Annotated in this window: 16 protein-coding genes; 8 read left to right on the top strand and 8 right to left on the bottom strand. The window is 59.0% G+C overall.

What is annotated here, in order from left to right; all coding sequences use genetic code 11:
* From RS75_RS16790 to RS75_RS16760, 7 genes are all read left to right on the top strand, one after another.
* A partial coding sequence (locus RS75_RS16790; RefSeq protein ID WP_200893645.1) for a histidinol dehydrogenase occupies positions 1-447 on the top strand: 447 nt, incomplete at its 5' end.
* 3 nt (positions 448-450) lie between these two features.
* Positions 451-924, top strand: coding sequence for a UPF0262 family protein (locus RS75_RS16785; RefSeq protein WP_045022318.1), 474 nt, complete (start codon positions 451-453; stop codon positions 922-924).
* Between the two features lie 2 nt (positions 925-926).
* A complete protein-coding gene (locus RS75_RS16780) occupies positions 927-1,415 on the top strand; it encodes an arsenate-mycothiol transferase ArsC (RefSeq protein WP_045022316.1) in 489 nt (162 codons plus the stop codon).
* Between the two features lie 143 nt (positions 1,416-1,558).
* Positions 1,559-1,777, top strand: a complete 219-nt coding sequence (infA, locus tag RS75_RS16775) for a translation initiation factor IF-1 (RefSeq protein ID WP_003493814.1) — start codon at positions 1,559-1,561, stop codon at positions 1,775-1,777.
* 34 nt (positions 1,778-1,811) lie between these two features.
* Positions 1,812-2,435, top strand: a complete 624-nt coding sequence (locus RS75_RS16770) for a Maf-like protein (protein WP_045022314.1) — start codon at positions 1,812-1,814, stop codon at positions 2,433-2,435.
* A gap of 3 nt (positions 2,436-2,438) precedes the next feature.
* Positions 2,439-2,666: a DNA gyrase inhibitor YacG gene (yacG, locus tag RS75_RS16765; RefSeq protein ID WP_045022312.1), complete on the top strand. Its 228-nt coding sequence runs from the start codon at positions 2,439-2,441 to the stop codon at positions 2,664-2,666.
* A gap of 146 nt (positions 2,667-2,812) precedes the next feature.
* Positions 2,813-3,634, top strand: coding sequence for a DUF6030 family protein (locus tag RS75_RS16760; protein ID WP_045022310.1), 822 nt, complete (start codon positions 2,813-2,815; stop codon positions 3,632-3,634).
* 27 nt (positions 3,635-3,661) lie between these two features.
* Here the strand turns inward: RS75_RS16760 and galE are convergent, their stop codons facing one another.
* From galE to mscL, 3 genes are all read right to left on the bottom strand, one after another.
* On the bottom strand, positions 3,662-4,693 hold the full coding sequence (galE, locus tag RS75_RS16755) for a UDP-glucose 4-epimerase GalE (RefSeq protein WP_045022309.1): 1,032 nt from the start codon (positions 4,691-4,693) through the stop codon (positions 3,662-3,664).
* 314 nt (positions 4,694-5,007) lie between these two features.
* Complete coding sequence (locus RS75_RS16750; RefSeq protein WP_045022307.1) at positions 5,008-6,174, bottom strand: pyridoxal phosphate-dependent aminotransferase; 1,167 nt, start codon at positions 6,172-6,174, stop codon at positions 5,008-5,010.
* 137 nt (positions 6,175-6,311) lie between these two features.
* Complete coding sequence (gene mscL / locus RS75_RS16745) at positions 6,312-6,740, bottom strand: large conductance mechanosensitive channel protein MscL (protein WP_045022305.1); 429 nt, start codon at positions 6,738-6,740, stop codon at positions 6,312-6,314.
* A gap of 218 nt (positions 6,741-6,958) precedes the next feature.
* Here mscL and RS75_RS16740 point away from each other — a divergent pair, with 218 nt between their 5' ends.
* Positions 6,959-10,468 (top strand): PAS domain-containing hybrid sensor histidine kinase/response regulator, encoded by a 3,510-nt coding sequence (locus tag RS75_RS16740; RefSeq protein WP_045022304.1) that lies wholly within the window; start codon positions 6,959-6,961, stop codon positions 10,466-10,468.
* Positions 10,469-10,522: 54 nt separating this feature from the next.
* Here RS75_RS16740 and RS75_RS16735 read toward each other — a convergent pair whose 3' ends face one another.
* From RS75_RS16735 to cheT, 5 genes are all read right to left on the bottom strand, one after another.
* Positions 10,523-12,370 carry a methyl-accepting chemotaxis protein gene (locus RS75_RS16735; RefSeq protein WP_045022302.1) on the bottom strand — a complete coding sequence of 616 codons (1,848 nt, stop codon included), beginning with the start codon at positions 12,368-12,370 and terminating at the stop codon, positions 10,523-10,525.
* 156 nt (positions 12,371-12,526) lie between these two features.
* Positions 12,527-13,228, bottom strand: a complete 702-nt coding sequence (gene visR / locus RS75_RS16730) for a transcriptional regulator VisR (RefSeq protein ID WP_045022300.1) — start codon at positions 13,226-13,228, stop codon at positions 12,527-12,529.
* A gap of 58 nt (positions 13,229-13,286) precedes the next feature.
* Complete coding sequence (visN, locus tag RS75_RS16725) at positions 13,287-14,018, bottom strand: transcriptional regulator VisN (RefSeq protein WP_052679704.1); 732 nt, start codon at positions 14,016-14,018, stop codon at positions 13,287-13,289.
* A gap of 369 nt (positions 14,019-14,387) precedes the next feature.
* Positions 14,388-16,070: a flagellar basal-body MS-ring/collar protein FliF gene (gene fliF, locus RS75_RS16720; RefSeq protein WP_045022297.1), complete on the bottom strand. Its 1,683-nt coding sequence runs from the start codon at positions 16,068-16,070 to the stop codon at positions 14,388-14,390.
* A 143-nt stretch (positions 16,071-16,213) separates the two neighbouring features.
* Entirely contained in the window at positions 16,214-16,597 is a 384-nt protein-coding gene (gene cheT, locus RS75_RS16715) for a chemotaxis protein CheT (RefSeq protein WP_045022295.1), read from the bottom strand.
* Positions 16,598-16,608 lie beyond the last annotated feature (11 nt).

Genomic DNA, 16,608 nt, shown 5'->3' with positions numbered 1-16,608 from the left:
GTTGAGCGGCAGTTGAAGCGACTGTCGCGGTCCGAGACTGCGGCAGCGAGCTGGGCTGATTTCGGCGCGATCATTCTGGTCGAAAAGCTCACCGATGCCATTCCGCTGGCAAACCGCATCGCGGCCGAACATCTGGAACTCGCCGTTGACGATCCGGACGCGCTGATGGCGCATATCCGCAATGCAGGCGCGATCTTCGTCGGACGCCATACGCCTGAGGTGATCGGCGATTATGTCGGCGGCTCCAACCACGTTCTTCCGACGGCGCGTTCGGCGCGCTTCTCTTCCGGCCTTTCGGTGCTGGATTTTGTCAAGCGCACATCTATCCTGCGCCTTGGCCCCGAGCAGCTGCGCCAGCTTGCGCCGGCGGCGATCACCCTTGCCCGTTCGGAGGGGCTGGACGCGCATGCGCGCTCGGTCGCCATTCGCCTCAATCCGGAAAGTTAAGAGATGGCTTCAGGCGATTTCCGGCTTTGCGATGTGGTTCTGGACGATAGCATCGGCCAGTCCACGCCCGACGTGGAGCATGAACGCGCTGTCGCGATTTTCGATCTGATCGAGGAAAACACGTTCGAGCCGGTTGGTCACGAGGGCGGTCCATACCGGCTGCATATCTCGCTGGTCGACGCCAAGCTGGTTTTCTCGATAAAAACCGAGGACGAGAAGGATGTCTCGACCCATATTCTGTCGCTGACGCCGTTCCGCCGTATCATCAAGGATTATTTCCTGATCTGCGAAAGCTATTACGAGGCGATACGCTCCTCCACCCCAAGCCAGATCGAGGCGATCGACATGGGCCGGCGCGGTATTCACAATGACGGCTCGCAAACTTTGATGGACCGGCTATCCGGCAAGATCAAAGTGGATTTCGACACCGCGCGCCGCCTCTTCACCCTTGTCTGCGTGCTTTATTGGCGGGGTTAGAGATGAGAGATCCCGCCGCGGCTCCAAACGAGGGACGGGCCCCCAAATCGGTCCTCTTCATGTGCGGCATGAATTCCATCCGTTCCCCGATGGCGGAGGTCATCGCCAAACGGCTGGTGGCGCCCGGCATCTACATCCAGTCCGCAGGCGTTCGGGCGGGAGAGCGAGACCCCTTCGTGGATGCGGTGCTGGAAGAACAGGGATTTTCGCTCGGCAAGCACAAACCGCGCACGCTGGACGAGATCGAGGATGATTTTTTCGATCTAATCATTACATTGACGCCTGAAGCCCATCACGCCGCGCTGGAACTGACGCGCTCGAACTCGTTCGACGTGGTCTATTGGCCGACCATGGACCCGACGGTGATCACCGGCACGCGGGAGCAGATCCTTAATGCCTATCGTGAGGTGCGGGACCATCTTGCGAAACTGATTGCCGAACGCCTGCCGGGACGGCCGCAACCGGTGGCGGATACGCTTTCAAAAGAATGAAACCTGCCTCCGCCTATGAAAATCGATAGTGATTTTCAAGCCGATGCTTTAGAGGTTCACAAATGTGCCGGGATTGTGTAGTTTCCGCGCAATTTTCCCGGATATGACATGTCCGGCACTATCAACAGGAAGAAAACCCTTACATGACAAAAGAAGAAGTCCTTGAATTCCCGGGCATCGTAACCGAATTGCTGCCGAACGCAACATTCCGCGTGAAGCTTGAGAACGAACATGAAATCATCGCCCACACGGCGGGCCGCATGCGCAAGAACCGTATCCGCGTTCTGGCGGGCGACAAGGTGCTGGTTGAAATGACGCCTTACGACCTGAGCAAGGGCCGCATCACCTATCGCTTCAAGTAATCCGTTTTCGGCATCGGACGCCCCGGGCAGCGCAATGACAAACTCAAAACAAAAGCTCGTTCTGGCATCCGGATCGCCGCGGCGCCTGGAATTGCTGCATCAGATCGGTATCGAGCCGGCACGCCTGATGCCGATGGATATCGACGAGACGCCCGCAAAGCTGGAACATCCGCGCACGCTGTGCCGTCGCCTGTCGCAGCAGAAGGCCGAGGCTGCGCATGCAGCGCTGAAGAGCGAGCAGACGTGGAAGGACGCCTATGTTCTCGGTTCCGACACCGTGGTGGCCGTGGGCCGCCGCATCGTGGGTAAGGCGGAATATACCGAAGAGGCTTCCGCAGCGTTGCATCTTCTGTCGGGGCGCAGCCATTGGGTCTATACCGGCATTTGCCTTGTGACACCCGGTGGCAAAGTCCGCCAGAAGATTGTGGAAACCAAGGTGCGCTTCAAGCGCCTCTCCACGCGCGAGATCGACGCCTATATTGCCTCCGGGCAATGGCGCGGCAAAGCAGGCGCCTACGGCATTCAGGGCATTGCCGGTTCATTCGTGCAGAAATTGACCGGCTCCTACACCAATGTCGTCGGCCTACCGCTTTATGAGACCATGTCGCTTCTTTCCGGTGAAGGATTTGAGGTGACCTCGGGCTGGCTCGAAGGATAGACCATGGCAAAACCGTCCACCGAAGGCGCTGGAAATGTCACGCCGCTTCGCAAATCGCAACCATGCCCGGAATGCGGGAAGCCATCGACGCGGGATGACTATCCCTTCTGTTCGGATCGCTGCCGCTCGCTCGATCTCGCCCGCTGGCTGAACGGCTCCTACGCCATTCCCGTCGCCGACGATGAAAGCAGCGCCGACGGGCAGAACATGGACGAAAATTCCTCCGAATAACGCCGCGCCGCCGGAAATTCCGGCGGTGGATTGCATAATATTTTTCAAAGTTTCCGTTCGTAATATATATTCACCGGGTACCAGCCCGAAAAGCCATATCAAAAACCGGTTGACGCCCCTCCCCCGGCAGCCATTAGGGTTCCCCGATGGACGCAAGCCTGCAAAAAAGAGTAAGCCCAGGCGCGCTGCTGTTTGCGGTGCTTGCCGTTTGCGTTGCCGTATTGACGACGGTGCTGCTTGCCAATGACAAAAAGCACCTCAAAAGCCTGCTGACCTACCTCAATCTGGCCCCCGCCATGCGTTCCGCCGAGCCGCCGACGAGAATAAAGCCCGTCAAGCGGCAAAAGCTTGTCGCCCAAAAGCTCGATCTACCGCCGCATCTGCTGAAATTCGAGCAAGGCGGCGACAGAGCATCCTTCGCACGCGACTTCGTTCTTTCCGGCAAAGACCTCTGTGACCGCTTTATCACCCAGGGTTTTTCCAATCCGCAAGGCTGGCACGCCAGCCCGGCGAACATCCGCAACTTCGAATGCATGGCCGATCTTGTGGTGGGGGACACGGCGAACGCCGCCGAACGGGCATCGCTCTTCCTTGACATCAGAGGTGAGGCGTCCGGCGAGGTTCGCTCCATCAGGATGAAGGCGGTTGCGCCTGAGACGCCGGACGGGACTGTTATTCTGACGAAGCTCGAGGATGCATTGGCGCTGATCGTCGAGCAAACCCGCTGGGCCGATCTTGCCAGCATGCTTGAGCCGGCGCGCAGGATGAAGCCCTATCAGGCACAGCACTTCGGTATTTCGGTCTCCATAAAGCCGGAGCCGACCGCACCGCATCGGCTGAACGTGATTTTACTCACAACGAAACAATTGCCGGGGCTGAAGCTGACACGCAGCTTTTTCGACAGCGAGAAATGGCTTCCAGCCGCCGCCGTTTCGGATCGGCCGGTCCACTACCCTTCCGTCAGGTAGAGCCGCACCCATTGATGCAAAGGCGATTTAGCCTGTCGCCGCCAGTTTGCCCCGGAGCGGTGGGATCATGTCGCTTGACCGGGTTTCGCGTTTGGCTTCCCACTGGAACGCAGTGCGAACGATGGTCGCCAGATCGTTGAAGCGCGGACGCCAGCCCAGCTCCAACTGGATACGGGTGGAATCCGCCACCATGGCGGCAATATCGCCCGGGCGACGCGGGCAATGGATGATCGGGAACTCGCGTGCCGATTCCCGCTGTACCGCGTGCAAGACGTCCAGCACCGAATAACCGACGCCATAACCGCAATTCAGCGTGCGGGTGCCGCCACCGGCGCGCAGATGCGACATGGCGAGCATATGCGCGTCGATAAGATCGCTGACATGGATATAGTCGCGAACGCCGGTGCCATCCGCCGTGGGATAATCCGTTCCGTAAACCTCTACCTTGTCGCGCCGGCCGGTTGCCGCTTCGCAGGCCACCTTGACGAGGTTCGCCACACCCGTGGGGGAAGGCCCGGCACGGCCCTGCAGGTCGGCTCCGGCGACGTTGAAATAACGCAGCGCCACATAGTTGAAATCATGCGCCTGCACGACATCGCGCAACATGATTTCAGAAGCGAGCTTCGACAGGCCGTAGGGATTTTCGGGGCTGAGGATCGCCGTTTCAGGAACCGGGCCATCAAAGGGTTGGTTCCCGTAGACGGCGGCCGTCGAAGAGAAGATGAAGTTGCTGATACCATGGCCGACCGCAGCCGCAACGAGGGCGCGGGTCGTGCCGGTGTTGTTTTCGTAATATTCAAGCGGCTGGCTGATCGATTCAGGAACGCTGACGGAACCGGCGAAATGAAAAATGGTCTCGATCTGGTTTTCTTCGAAAATCTGGCCGAGCAATGCGCGATCCGCCACGTCGCCGAGATAGAAACGCGCCGCCGGCGCGACGGCCCAGCGTGATCCCGTCGAAAGCCGGTCGACAACGACAACCTCTTCCCCGGCATCGAGCAAAGCCCACACCATGTGGCTTCCTATATAGCCGGCCCCACCGGTGACCAGAACAGCCATGACACCACTTCCCTGTTTGCTTTTGTTCGGTCCATCAAAGCCAATAATTCTTCATCATTGATTACTTGCACAGCAAATACGCCACCACGCCCTCAGCCCACTTAAAAGGTGGCTTACGATTGGTTAGCGCAATGAAGTGCTTTTTATTTATTAGATGAAAATGTTCTCATAAAAGGAACAATCAGCGCATAGCATAGAAATGCGCGCCAGTCGATGGGTACGCCGTGGGGTTGTAGTTTTAGCGGTTGGTCGTGACTTTTGGGGCAGATTTGCACCTGCCGCGGCAAGATATGCGGCGCGGCAGGGCGAAGATTTTATCTACCGAGAATGTAGGATGCCAGCCGATCGGCCGCGTCTTCGATCTGCTTCGGGTTGCGCAGGAAGCAGGCGCGCAGAAACAGCTCTCCCCCTGCACCAAAGGCAGTGCCTGGCGCGAGGCCTACGCCGGTCTTGTCGACGATATCCAGCGCCGTGGCGCGGCTGTCCGTCACGCCATCCACCTTGAGGAAAGCATAAAGGGCGCCGTCCGGCTTCAGCGTTTCCACACGGTTCGTGGCGATCAGCGTGTCACAGAGAATATCGCGGGACGTCAAGGCGCGCGCATAGTTTTCACGAATGAAACCGTCGCCGTGATCGAGGGCGGCGACTGCGCCGCGCTGCATGAACTGCGCCACGCCGGAGGTGGAATATTGAATGAGGTTTTCGATGACCTGACCGATGGCCGGCGGCGCGACAAGCCAGCCGACACGCCAGCCGGTCATGGACCAGTTCTTCGAGAAGGAATTGGCAAAAACGATCTTGTCGTCCGGCTCCATGATGTCGAGGAACGACGGAGCGCGAGTGCCGGCATAATGGTAAAGCGCATAGATCTCGTCCGCCACGATCCATAGATCGTGTTTGCGGGCGAGCGCGAGAGCGTCGCGAAGATTGTCGCGCGTCGCGGTCCAGCCGGTCGGATTGGAGGGCGTGTTGATGAAAAGCGCCCTGGTCTTGCCGGTGATCGCGCTTTCCAGCTTGCCGATGTCGAGATCCCAGCGGCCATCGCGGAAATCGATGCCGACCGCAACCGCCTTCGCGCCCGCCACGCCGATGGCTGCGACGATATTGGGCCAGGTTGGCGTGAGATACACCATCTCGTCACCCGGCGAGGTCAGCGCCTGCACGGCAAGCGCGATCGCCTGCATGCCGGAACCCGTCACGTAGAAATGTTCCGGCGACAGCGAGGCCGCGAAGTGACGTTCGTAATAGCCGCTGAGCGCCTGGCGCAATTCTGGAATGCCGCGTTGCCAGGTATAGAAGGTCTCGCCATTGTTGAGCCCGTCGATGGCAGCCTTGTTGATGAAGTCCGGGCTCGGCAGATCGCCTTCGCCGACCCACAGCGGCAGAAGATTATCCCGTCCCCGGGCATAATTCACAACTTCGACAATGCCGCTCTCGGGAGCCGCCAGAGAGCGTGCGCTCAGACTGTTCAAAATGGACATTAAAGACACTCCGTTTGGTGTCTTCTTATCGCATCGAACGGGCGATATGCATGATATTCCGTGAGGCAGTCATGGATTTTCTTTATGGATGGATCCCCGGCCAGGAGATCGCGAACTCCGGCCGGGAAATCCCAGTTTTAACGCGTCTTGAGCAGATCGCGGATTTCGGTGAGAAGCTTGACGTCTTCCGGCGGAGGAGCCGCTTCCGACTTTTCCTCGGCCTTGTTGCGCTCGACCGAGGCGCGAAGCTTGTTGACGCCCTTGACCATCAGGAAAATGATCCAGGCGAGAATGAGGAAGTTGATGAGAACCGTCAGAAAGCTACCGTAAGCGAAGACGGCGCCCTGATCGCGGGCGGCGGCGAGCGATCCGGCAGTGACACTGGAACTCAGCGGCAGGAAGTAATTCGAGAAATCGAACCCGCCGAAAATCGCGCCGACGATCGGCATGATGAGATCGTTGACGACGGAATCGACGATCTTGCTGAACGCCGCTCCGATAATAACACCCACGGCCAGATCCATGACATTGCCACGGGCAATGAATGTTTTAAATTCGTTAAGCATCAGATGGTCCCTCTCTCCCGCTTCGCGAGCTGAAGCTATGTGACTGTCCCTACGCGCTCAACCATATAGGTTCCCCGCCCCATTTGGAATTCGTCAAGATTGCATTTATTAGCTTTTTTGCACGCTCGTCTTGAACTTTATGATCAGACCGCGCTCATTCTCAACAGCCCGGAATTCGCCTATGCTCGTTTTCAGGGATTGTTGCATGGGGAGGATGCGTGCTTCCTGGGTGGATCATATTCGGTTCGGCCTTCGCCTATGTCCTGCTGCTGTTTGCGGTCGCAAGCTATGGGGACAGGAACAGCCGGAAAAGAAACGCCCCGAAAAAGGGACGGCCGTTCGTCTATGCGCTCAGCCTGGCGATCTATTGCACCTCCTGGACCTATTTCGGCGGCGTCGGGCTTGCGGCCGACAGGGGGCTGGAGTTCCTCGGCATCTATACCGGGCCGATCCTTGCCTTCACCATCGGCATGCCGATCATTCGCCGCATTGTGGAGCTTGCCAAGACCGAAAAGCTGACATCGGTTGCGGATTTCATCGCCGCCCGCTACGGCAAGAACTCCACCGTGGCGATGATCGTCGCCGTCATCGCGCTCGTCGGCGCCATTCCCTATATCGCCCTGCAATTGAAGGCCGTTTCCAGCTCGGTGGCGACGATGGTCGATCCCGGCGATTATGGCATCGGTAGCGGCAACCTTTATTTCCTCGATCTGCCGCTCATCGTCACCATCGTCATGGCGGGCTTCGCCGTGATGTTCGGCACCCGTCATACCGACGCCACCGAACATCAGGACGGGCTTATTCTCGCCATTTCGATGGAATCGCTCGTCAAGCTGGTCGCCATGTGCACCGTCGGCTTTTACGTCCTGTTCGTCCTCTTCGACGGCCCTTCGCATTTGTGGCAGCTCGCCTCCGGCAATGAGCAGGCGATGCGAGCCATATCCTATCATACGCCCATCAGTCGCTGGATCGTGATGACCCTGCTATCCGGCTTCGCCATCATCCTTTTGCCGCGCCAGTTCCACGTCACCGTAGTTGAAAACCGCACGCCGGAAGAGCTGCGCATGGCCGGGTTCCTGCTGCCGCTTTATCTCATCGCGATCAACATTTTCGTGCTGCCGATCGCGCTTGCCGGCATTCTGACCCTCGGCACAAATGGCGATGCCGATCTCTACGTGCTGCAACTGCCGCTCGCACACCAGATGCCGGTCGTCTCGCTGATCACCTTCATCGGTGGATTTTCGGCGGCGACCGCGATGGTGATCGTCGCCTCCGTCGCGCTGTCGATCATGATTTCCAACGACATCGTCATGCCGATCTTTCTGCGGCAGAAGCTGTTGAACCGCTCGCCGCACCGGGACAACTTCGCCAAAACGCTGCTCAATATCCGCAGAACGGCGATTTTCGCGGTGATGCTGCTGGGCTACGGTTATTACCGTGCCGCCGACAGCGCCACGGGGCTTGCCTCCATCGGCCTGTTGGCATTCGCCGCCATCGCCCAGATGGCCCCTGCCCTTTTTGGCGGGCTGTTCTGGCGGCGAGCCAATGCCCGCGGCGCGATCGCCGGCCTGAGTTCGGGCTTTTTCGTCTGGGCCTATCTGTTGTTTCTGCCGAGCTTCGGCGGGCCTGATAATTCCGAGGTCGCTGCAAACATTCTCGGCTTCCTGTTTTCCGGCAGCACGGTCTTCAACGGGCCGGATGCCGATCCTTTCGTGAATGCGGTGATCCTCAGCCTGCTCGTCAACAGCACGGCCTTCGTGCTCGGCTCGCTGTCGCGCAATCCTCGGCCGGTGGAGCGCATCCAGTCCGGCATCTTCGTCAAGCGCCATTCGAAATCGCAATTCGCCACACGCGGCTGGAAAACCCGGGTCAGCGTCGGCGATCTCAAAAGCGCGATCGCCCGTTATCTCGGCGAGGAGCGGATGCTGCGCTCATTGGCGACCTATGAGAAGACGGCGGGCAGAAAGCTGAACGACGATCAGCCCGCCGACATGGCGCTCATTCATTTCTCCGAACAATTGCTGGGCAGCGCCATCGGCTCCTCCTCGGCCCGGCTTGTGCTTTCGATCATTCTTCAGAAGGCGGAAGACACCAGCGCAGACACCGCATGGCTGCTCGATCAGGCAAGCGAAGCCCTGCAATATAATCAGGACATGCTGCAAACGGCGCTGGCGCAAATGGATCAGGGCATCGCCGTTTTCGACAGTTCGCAGCAGCTGACGATCTGGAACCGGCGCTTCCGCACCCTTCTCGATCTGCCCGAGCAATTCGGGCAGGTGGGAGTGCCGCTGACGGATATCGTCACCATGCTGCAGGAGCGCGGCGACATGCCGGCGGGCGACACAGAGCAGCTGATCACCAGTTTCCTCACCATGGACCTGCCTTTCTCGCTGGTGCTTGGCGGCGGCGAGCGCATCATCGAAGTGCGCTCCAACACCATGCCGGACAAGGGCATCGTCGCCACCTTCACCGACATCACCCAGAGGGTGGCGAGCGACCAGGCGCTGAAACAGGCTAACGAAACGCTGGAACAGCGCGTGGCGGAACGCACCGTCGAGCTTACCCGCGTCAACCGCGAACTGGCGGAGGCAAGAGCGTCCGCCGACGAGGCGAATATCGGCAAGACACGGTTTTTCGCCGCCGCCGGTCACGACATTCTCCAGCCGCTGAATGCCGCCCGGCTCTATTCTTCCTCGCTCGTCGAACGGCTTGGCGCGTCGGGAGAAAGCGATCTCGTGCAGAACATCGATTCAGCACTCGAGTCGGTCGAGACCATTCTCGGCGCGGTGCTGGATATTTCCCGCCTCGACACGGGTTCGATGAAGGCGCGCATGACGTCGGTGCCGCTGAACGAGCTGCTGAAACGCATCGAGACCGACTTCGCGCCCATGGCGCAGGAAAAGAACCTCGACCTCGTGGTCATGCCCACCTCCCTGACGGTGCGCTCGGACCCCAACCTGTTGCGGCGGCTGATACAAAACCTCGTCTCCAACGCCATCAAATATACGCTGAAGGGCAAGGTCGTCGTCGGTGCACGCCGCCGGGGCGGCGAGGTCGTCATTCAGGTGACGGATTCCGGCATCGGCATTCCCGCATCCAAATTCCGCACAGTCTTCAAGGAATTCGCCCGGCTGGACGAAGGGGCGAAGACGGCCTCCGGCCTTGGGCTTGGCCTCTCCATCGTCGACCGGCTGTCGCGCATGCTGCACCATCCGGTGCAGCTGATTTCCACGCCTGGAAAGGGCACGACATTCCGCATCCATCTGCCACGCGAAGCGGACCGCCTTGCCTCCGCCAAAGTCAGCGGCGGTACCGCCAATCCGGCGGCGAGCGATCGCCTCCAGGGTGTCAGGGTGCTCTGCATCGACAACGAACCCAAAATCCTCGAAGGCATGACGTTGCTGCTGACGGGATGGGGTTGCGAGGTCTTGCCCGCAGGTTCCGTGGCGACGCTGGAAGAACCGTTTCTCAGCATGTCGGCGGCGCCTGATATCATCATTGCCGATTACCATCTGGACGATGGCGACGGGATCAGCGCCATCCGCCTGATCAGGACATTTTACGGCAAGTCGATCCCGGCCCTGCTTGTGACGGCAGACCGCAGCCCGGAAGTGCGCAGCGATGCGGAGAAATACGGGATTTCCGTCCAGCACAAGCCGGTCAAACCGGCGGCGCTGCGCGCCTACATCAACCAGATATCCAGCACGGCACGCGCGGCAGCGGAATAAAAAACTCCCGGACCTTGCGATCCGGGAGCTATTGGTTTTCAAAAAATGCAGGTATCAGGCCGCCTGGTTGTATCGATCCTTGCCGGTCGCAGAGTTCTGCTCCATCTGAAAACGCTGAACCAGATCGAGCAACGCTTCCACTTCGCCTGATAGCACCCTGCTGGCCGCGCTCGACTGTTCGGCAAGCGCCGCATTCTGCTGGGTCATCTGATCCATCTGGTTGACGGAACTGTTGACGTTGTGAAGCGCCGAGGACTGGTCCTGCGTTGCCGTCGCGATGGTTTCGACGTGCTGGCTGACGGCGACGATCTGATGGCTGATGGCGGAAAGAACCGTGCCCGCCTCCTGCACCAGCTTCGATCCGGAACTGACCTCGTGCGTCGACTGGTTGATGAGCTGCTTGATTTCGCGGGCCGCTTCGGCCGAGCGCTGGGCAAGCTCGCGCACTTCCTGCGCCACGACCGCAAAACCCTTGCCCGCCTCGCCCGCGCGCGCCGCCTCGATGCCGGCATTCAAGGCGAGAAGATTGGTCTGGAAGGCGATATCATCGATGACCTCGATGATCTGCTCGATCTTGCGCGACGCGCCTTCGATGCGGTTCATGGCGTCAACGGCATTGCTGACGACCGAACCGGAACTGTCGGCGCTCTGCTTGGTGATGCGGACAGCCTCATTGGCCTCCCGCGCCCGTTCGGCCGAAGATCTCACCGTCGCGGTGATTTCCTCGACGGCGGCTGCAGTCTCTTCCAGCGAGGCCGCCTGATTTTCCGTACGCTTCGACAGATCGACCGACGATTGTTCTATTTCAAAACCGCTATGCTGAATGATGAGGGTGCGCTCGCGGATCTGCCCCAGCGCATCGCGCAGATTGAGAAGGGATTCGTTGAAATCCGTGCGCAGCCGATCCAGACGACCGGCAAACGGCGTCTCGATCGTGCGGCTCAGATCGCCGCGCGAAAGCCTGCCGAGACCGGACGCGATCTCGCCGACAGCGAATTCGATCTGGCTGTCCAGCTCCTGCTTCTCGGTATCGTTGCGGTGACGTTCCGATTCCGCCACGGAACGTTCCTCGGCGCTTTTTCCCTCGATCGCGAGTTTTTCAAGCGCATTCTCGCGGAATATCACCAGAGCGCGGGCGATGTTGCCGAATTCATTTGTATTGGTGGCATAAGGGATCGGCGTATCGAGATTGCCATCCGAAAGCGACTTCACCGCATCGGTCAGCCTGCCCAAAGGCTGTAATGTACGTCGGATCACAAAGTAGGCGAGCAGCCCCACGCCGACCATGGCGAGCGCGCCGCAGATCAGCAGCAGGTCGCGCAGGCCGTAGATCTGGGCTTCGTAGACGGCCATGGGAACGCCCACGAAAAGAATACCGACGGTGATTCCGGTCTTGTTGAGAACCGGCATGTAACCGGTCATGTAACTGGTGCCGAAAAGCGTGGCCGCGCCGAAGTAGGCTTCGCCCTTGGAAACCTTTTCGAAAGCGGGATGATCGGCAGCAAGCTTGGTGCCTACCGCCCTTTCACCCTTTTCATTTTTCAGATTGGTGGTGATACGGACGTATTCGTTGGCCTTGGTTTCAAAGACGGTGGCGATACCGCCGTTTCCAGCCGCCGTGCGGTCGACAAGGTCGTTATCGCGTAATGTCCCGATGCTGGCGCGGTTGACACTCTTCAGTTCTCCGTCACCCATATCGAGGGCGACGCCACCGACCTTCATCTCGTAGAGGATCGCCATGCCACGCATTGCGCTGCGGGTATCGCGCAACGCGGTCGTGATGATATTATCCTTCAACCGCATGTAGGTGGAAAAACCAACTGCCGCGATGCTGAGCATGATCAGGCCGATCGTCAGCGCGACGACCTTGCCCGCAACGGACTTAAAGAGCCGGTTATGCATGAAACAGTTCCCCAAAGCCAAAACTAAGACAGTTTTAGTTAGCAACTGTTAAAAAACGCGAAACAAGCGACGCGGCCACATCATTCTGGCAGAGACGCCGCAATCAGCTGGCCTAAGGCGGCCAGACTAGCAGGACGGGAAAAGCCCCGTCCGCCATCAATGGATATAGCCGAGCCGTATGGCTTTTGCGATCGCCTGAATGCGATTGACGGAATCGAGCTTGATCGTCGCCGAGCCGAGATAGGCATTGACGGTATGCACCGAGAGCCCGAGCTTCACCGCGATTTCTTCGCTGATACGGCCATCACCCGCCAATTGCAGGCAGGCGATTTCCCTCTCGCTCAATGCTTCCGAGGGTGCTGCCTTGCGCTCGTCCAGCGCCAGCATGTCGACCATGATCTCGCAGCATTTGATATGCTGTTCGATGACGACCTCGTTGTCGAGAACGAGGTTGCTGCCGCAGAAGACGATGTAACCGTTGCCGATGGTGCCCAGCCGCACCGGCAAGGCCAGTCCCGCATAGGGCAATGTGTCGTTCTCGATCCGGCGCAGCAGAGCCGGCACATCGGGAAGATCGGCAAAACCGCCGGCATTCTTGTTGCGCCAGATGACCGGCAACAGCGACGTCTCGATATGATCCAGGAGAATATCGCCAACGGCGCGGATGAACTGCGCGCTCTGCTCGGCGGCGTTCATGCCCCAGTTTTCCAGCTCGCAGGTCAGCTTCTTCTTGTTGGGGAAGCCGGAAGCGGCAGCTTTCGTCACCACGAAATTCCGTGCGCCGACCAGCTTCTGCATGGCGACGAGCTTCGGAAACAGGTCCGACCGGCTCGTCACGACAGGGCTGCGGAAAAACATGCCGCTGCTTTGACCCGTGCCCTCATTATCTTTCGTCTGTACCATCGGTCCCGACCACTTATACGAGGTTGTTGCGCACGGCGTAGGCGATTGCCTCCGACCGGGTTTTCGTCGCGGTTTTCCGCATCACGCTTGTAATGTAATTATTGATCGTATTGCGCGAAATGCCAAGTATCATCGCAATTTCGTCGCTTGTCTTGCCTTCCGCGATCCAGAACAGGCACTCAAGCTCGCGCTCGGTGAGATCGATATCCCGCACGGCCTTTGCTTCGCTGGCAATGCCGAAGCTGACGCAATAACCCGTCAGAAGCGCGATTTCGCGCAGACGCTCCGGCGAAGGAACCGAATGTTCCGGAAACAGCAGCAGAAGCGAAAGACGGATGCGGCCCACGCAGAAGGCCAGCGCCGAATATTGCCGGTCAATGCCAAAGGGAACAGAAACGTCATTGGGAAGCATCAGCAATCGCGGCTGAAGAAGCGAAAGGCATTTTTCCATTTCGCTCGATCTGTTCTGGCTGTTGGCCAGTTCCGCGCCAAGCCTGCGCACCAGATCGAAAGGCCAGTCGGACGTGATGATGAATTTCAGTCCGGTTTCTTCGAGAAGATCTTCCCGCGCCAGCAGATAATGCGAGGCGCCGGCGTAGGTTACGAGCAAATCCAGCGCGCCTGCAACGTTACCGGCGGCGGCCGTAGCTGCGACGTTCTTGGCAAGCTGGTCGCGTGGCAAGGGCTTACCCATGCCCTCCATAGGCTTGGCAGACAGCCTGCGGATATCAACATCGACTTTCAATCGCCTACGCCCTCTTGCTCCCAGTGGGAGATTATACCTCGGGATGGAATCATTCCATTCGAGAAGTTTACCAAAATGGGACGGCAAACCCCCGGAGACCGAATCACTTCATTTTATGGAACGAACCGGGATTTGCCATTACCTGACACCAGCCTTTCCACGTATTTCCTTGTTCGTCTATTCCTAAAAAACATACTGAAAAGCTGACCAATCCATAAACGGCATTCTCAGCCTATTCCCAGCAAACTGTATCGTTGCTGAATTTTTTGTAAACAGTGTCCCGAAATGAGAATGCACCCGCTGGCCGGACAAAGATACCAGAAAGCCCGAAAATGAGCAAAAGGCCGGGTAAACCCGGCCTTTTCAAAATCACGCTGCTTTTTCCACCGCCCATTTGCGAAGGATCTTGGCTGCCCTTTCCTCGCTGATTTCCACCATGCGGGAGAGCCTGCGTTCGGGTCCTTCGCGAACCCGGCGGTTGAAGGTACCCTCGCTGTCGCCACCCGCCAGTAGATCGTCGGTGCTGTCGAAGCCGAAATCCGCTCCGAAACCTTCCATGAGACCGCCTGCACCCGCATCCATGCCGGGAGAGAAATCCGGCAATTCGAGACCAGCCGCCTCCTGGCCGATCTGGCCTGCCGCCGAACCGTTGCCGGTAACCGTGCGGACCAGAGGACGTACACCGAGCCAGACGACGAGGAAAGCGACAGCGACGAAGGCGAGCGAGTTGATGATGCCGGCGGAATTGCGGCTCAGCACTTCCATGATGCCCGGCCCGCTTACGGCCTCGTCCAGCAATTGCGTTTCCAGGAAGTCCATCGCCGTCAGCGTGACTATATCGCCGCGATCGGAGGAAATGCCTGCGGCCGAGGTTACGATCTTCTGCATCTCGGCAAGATAGGCGTCGATCTTGGCCTGATCGACAGGTTCGCCGACCATCTTGGCAATGCGACCCTTGTTGACGACCACCGCGACCGAAATCTTCTCGACGGTATAGCCGTTCTTGACCGTGGCGACCGTTTTGGAATTGATCTCGTAGTTGGTCTGCTCTTCCTTCTTGGCCGACTGGTCCGAAGACTGCGGGCCGCCAGCGCCGCCCTGAGGGGCTGCCTGCGGTACGTTCTGTTCCACGGTCGCTGCCGTATCGGGCTGCGTTTCCTGGGACTTCTGGTCTTCCTTCACCGTGCGGACAGAGCGCTCGACGCGCGATTCCGGATCGTAGACGGTTTCCTGAATCTGCCGGCTGTCGGTATTGAGCTGCGCCGTCACGCTGGAGCGGAAATTGTCCATGCCGAGGAAAGGTGCCAGCGCCTTGTCGATATTGGTCGTGATTTCCTGCTGAACGTTCTGCGCCAGTGTCAGCGAGCGGTTCATGGCGGCATTGGTGACGTCGTCACCGGAAGCGAGAAGCTGGCCGGTCGAATCGAGCAGGGTCACATCATCGACCTCAAGGCCGGGAACGGCCGAGGCAACGAGGTGGCGGATGGAGGCGGAGGCCTTGCGCCCGGCGGTGGCATTGGCGCGGATCATGACCGATGCGGTGGGTTTCTGCTCGCCACGGCGGAAATTGCCGACGTCAGGCATGACGATATGGACGCGTGCGGCCGCAATGCCGTCGATCTGCTGAATGGAGCGGCTGATCTCGCCTTCAAGGGCGCGCACCCGCGTCACTTCCTGCATGAAGGAGGTCAGGCCGAGAGAGCCGACATTGTCGAAAAGCTCATAACCGGCATTGGCGCTGTCGGGCAGGCCACGCTCGGCCAGAAGCAGCCGTGCCTTGCTGGTGAGGCCGACCGGAACCTGAAGGCTGGTGCCATCAATTCCGACCTGGAAGTCCAGCCCCGCTTCGGCGAGTGAAATGCTGATCTTGTTGAGGTCGCTTTTCTCAAGTCCCACATAGAGGGTCTCGTAAGCGGGACGGTTCACGTAAAGTGCTGCCGCAAGGATAATGGCCATGGACAAAACGCCCACGCCGCCCAGCATCAGCAGCCGTGTCTGACCCAGCGCCGCGACATTCTTCAAGACCTGAGGGATTTGATTTAACAGATTCATTCTGTTCCGCACCGTCATTCATAGAGTCCGAGGCCTTTTGGCCCCGTAGTGACAATAGGGTGCGAAGCTTGCGCGAGCGTTGCCTTTTCCCGCAATCTAAGAAGAGGAAGGTGCCGCGAGGATGAATGGTGCTGGAATGCCGTCTAGAACAGGTCGAAGTCGCCCGAGGCTTTGTCGAGCGGTTGCGAATGGCCATGGCGAAACGCAGCACCCAGCGCCTTTTGCATTTCGGCAAGCTTGACGAGGCTGAGCGCGGTGCTGACATCCACGATCCAATGACCGGGAATGGAGCCGGTGACGGTATCGATGAATTCGGCGAGACCGCGGGTTTTCTGAACGGCGAGGTCGATGCCCTGCAGCAGCTTGACGCCGTCACTGGACAATTCGCCGCTGGTCACCTCCAGCAATTGCGGCTCGATGCGCTCGATCAGATAGGCGACATCGTGCAGCTCCGATACCACACGCATCAGAACCTCCGGCAAGGCTTCTTCGAACGGAGCGGCGGCGGTGTTGTTTGCAATCTGCATTGGAAACTCCG

The sequence above is a fragment of the Rhizobium nepotum 39/7 genome (assembly GCF_000949865.1).
Classification (GTDB): domain Bacteria; phylum Pseudomonadota; class Alphaproteobacteria; order Rhizobiales; family Rhizobiaceae; genus Agrobacterium; species Agrobacterium nepotum.
This window is presented reverse-complemented; position numbering and strand designations above follow the sequence as displayed.

Bases quoted from the DNA above. Each gene is read 5' to 3' on its own strand.
- RS75_RS16785 (WP_045022318.1), top strand. From the start codon at position 451: ATGGCTTCAGGCGATTTCCGGCTTTGCGATGTGGTTCTGGACGATAGC.
- RS75_RS16780 (WP_045022316.1), top strand. From the start codon at position 927: ATGAGAGATCCCGCCGCGGCTCCAAACGAGGGACGGGCCCCCAAATCG.
- infA (WP_003493814.1), top strand. From the start codon at position 1,559: ATGACAAAAGAAGAAGTCCTTGAATTCCCGGGCATCGTAACCGAATTG.
- RS75_RS16770 (WP_045022314.1), top strand. From the start codon at position 1,812: ATGACAAACTCAAAACAAAAGCTCGTTCTGGCATCCGGATCGCCGCGG.
- yacG (WP_045022312.1), top strand. From the start codon at position 2,439: ATGGCAAAACCGTCCACCGAAGGCGCTGGAAATGTCACGCCGCTTCGC.
- RS75_RS16760 (WP_045022310.1), top strand. From the start codon at position 2,813: ATGGACGCAAGCCTGCAAAAAAGAGTAAGCCCAGGCGCGCTGCTGTTT.
- galE (WP_045022309.1), bottom strand. From the start codon at position 4,693: ATGGCTGTTCTGGTCACCGGTGGGGCCGGCTATATAGGAAGCCACATG.
- RS75_RS16750 (WP_045022307.1), bottom strand. From the start codon at position 6,174: ATGTCCATTTTGAACAGTCTGAGCGCACGCTCTCTGGCGGCTCCCGAG.
- mscL (WP_045022305.1), bottom strand. From the start codon at position 6,740: ATGCTTAACGAATTTAAAACATTCATTGCCCGTGGCAATGTCATGGAT.
- RS75_RS16735 (WP_045022302.1), bottom strand. From the start codon at position 12,370: ATGCATAACCGGCTCTTTAAGTCCGTTGCGGGCAAGGTCGTCGCGCTG.
- visR (WP_045022300.1), bottom strand. From the start codon at position 13,228: ATGTTTTTCCGCAGCCCTGTCGTGACGAGCCGGTCGGACCTGTTTCCG.
- fliF (WP_045022297.1), bottom strand. From the start codon at position 16,070: ATGAATCTGTTAAATCAAATCCCTCAGGTCTTGAAGAATGTCGCGGCG.
- cheT (WP_045022295.1), bottom strand. From the start codon at position 16,597: ATGCAGATTGCAAACAACACCGCCGCCGCTCCGTTCGAAGAAGCCTTG.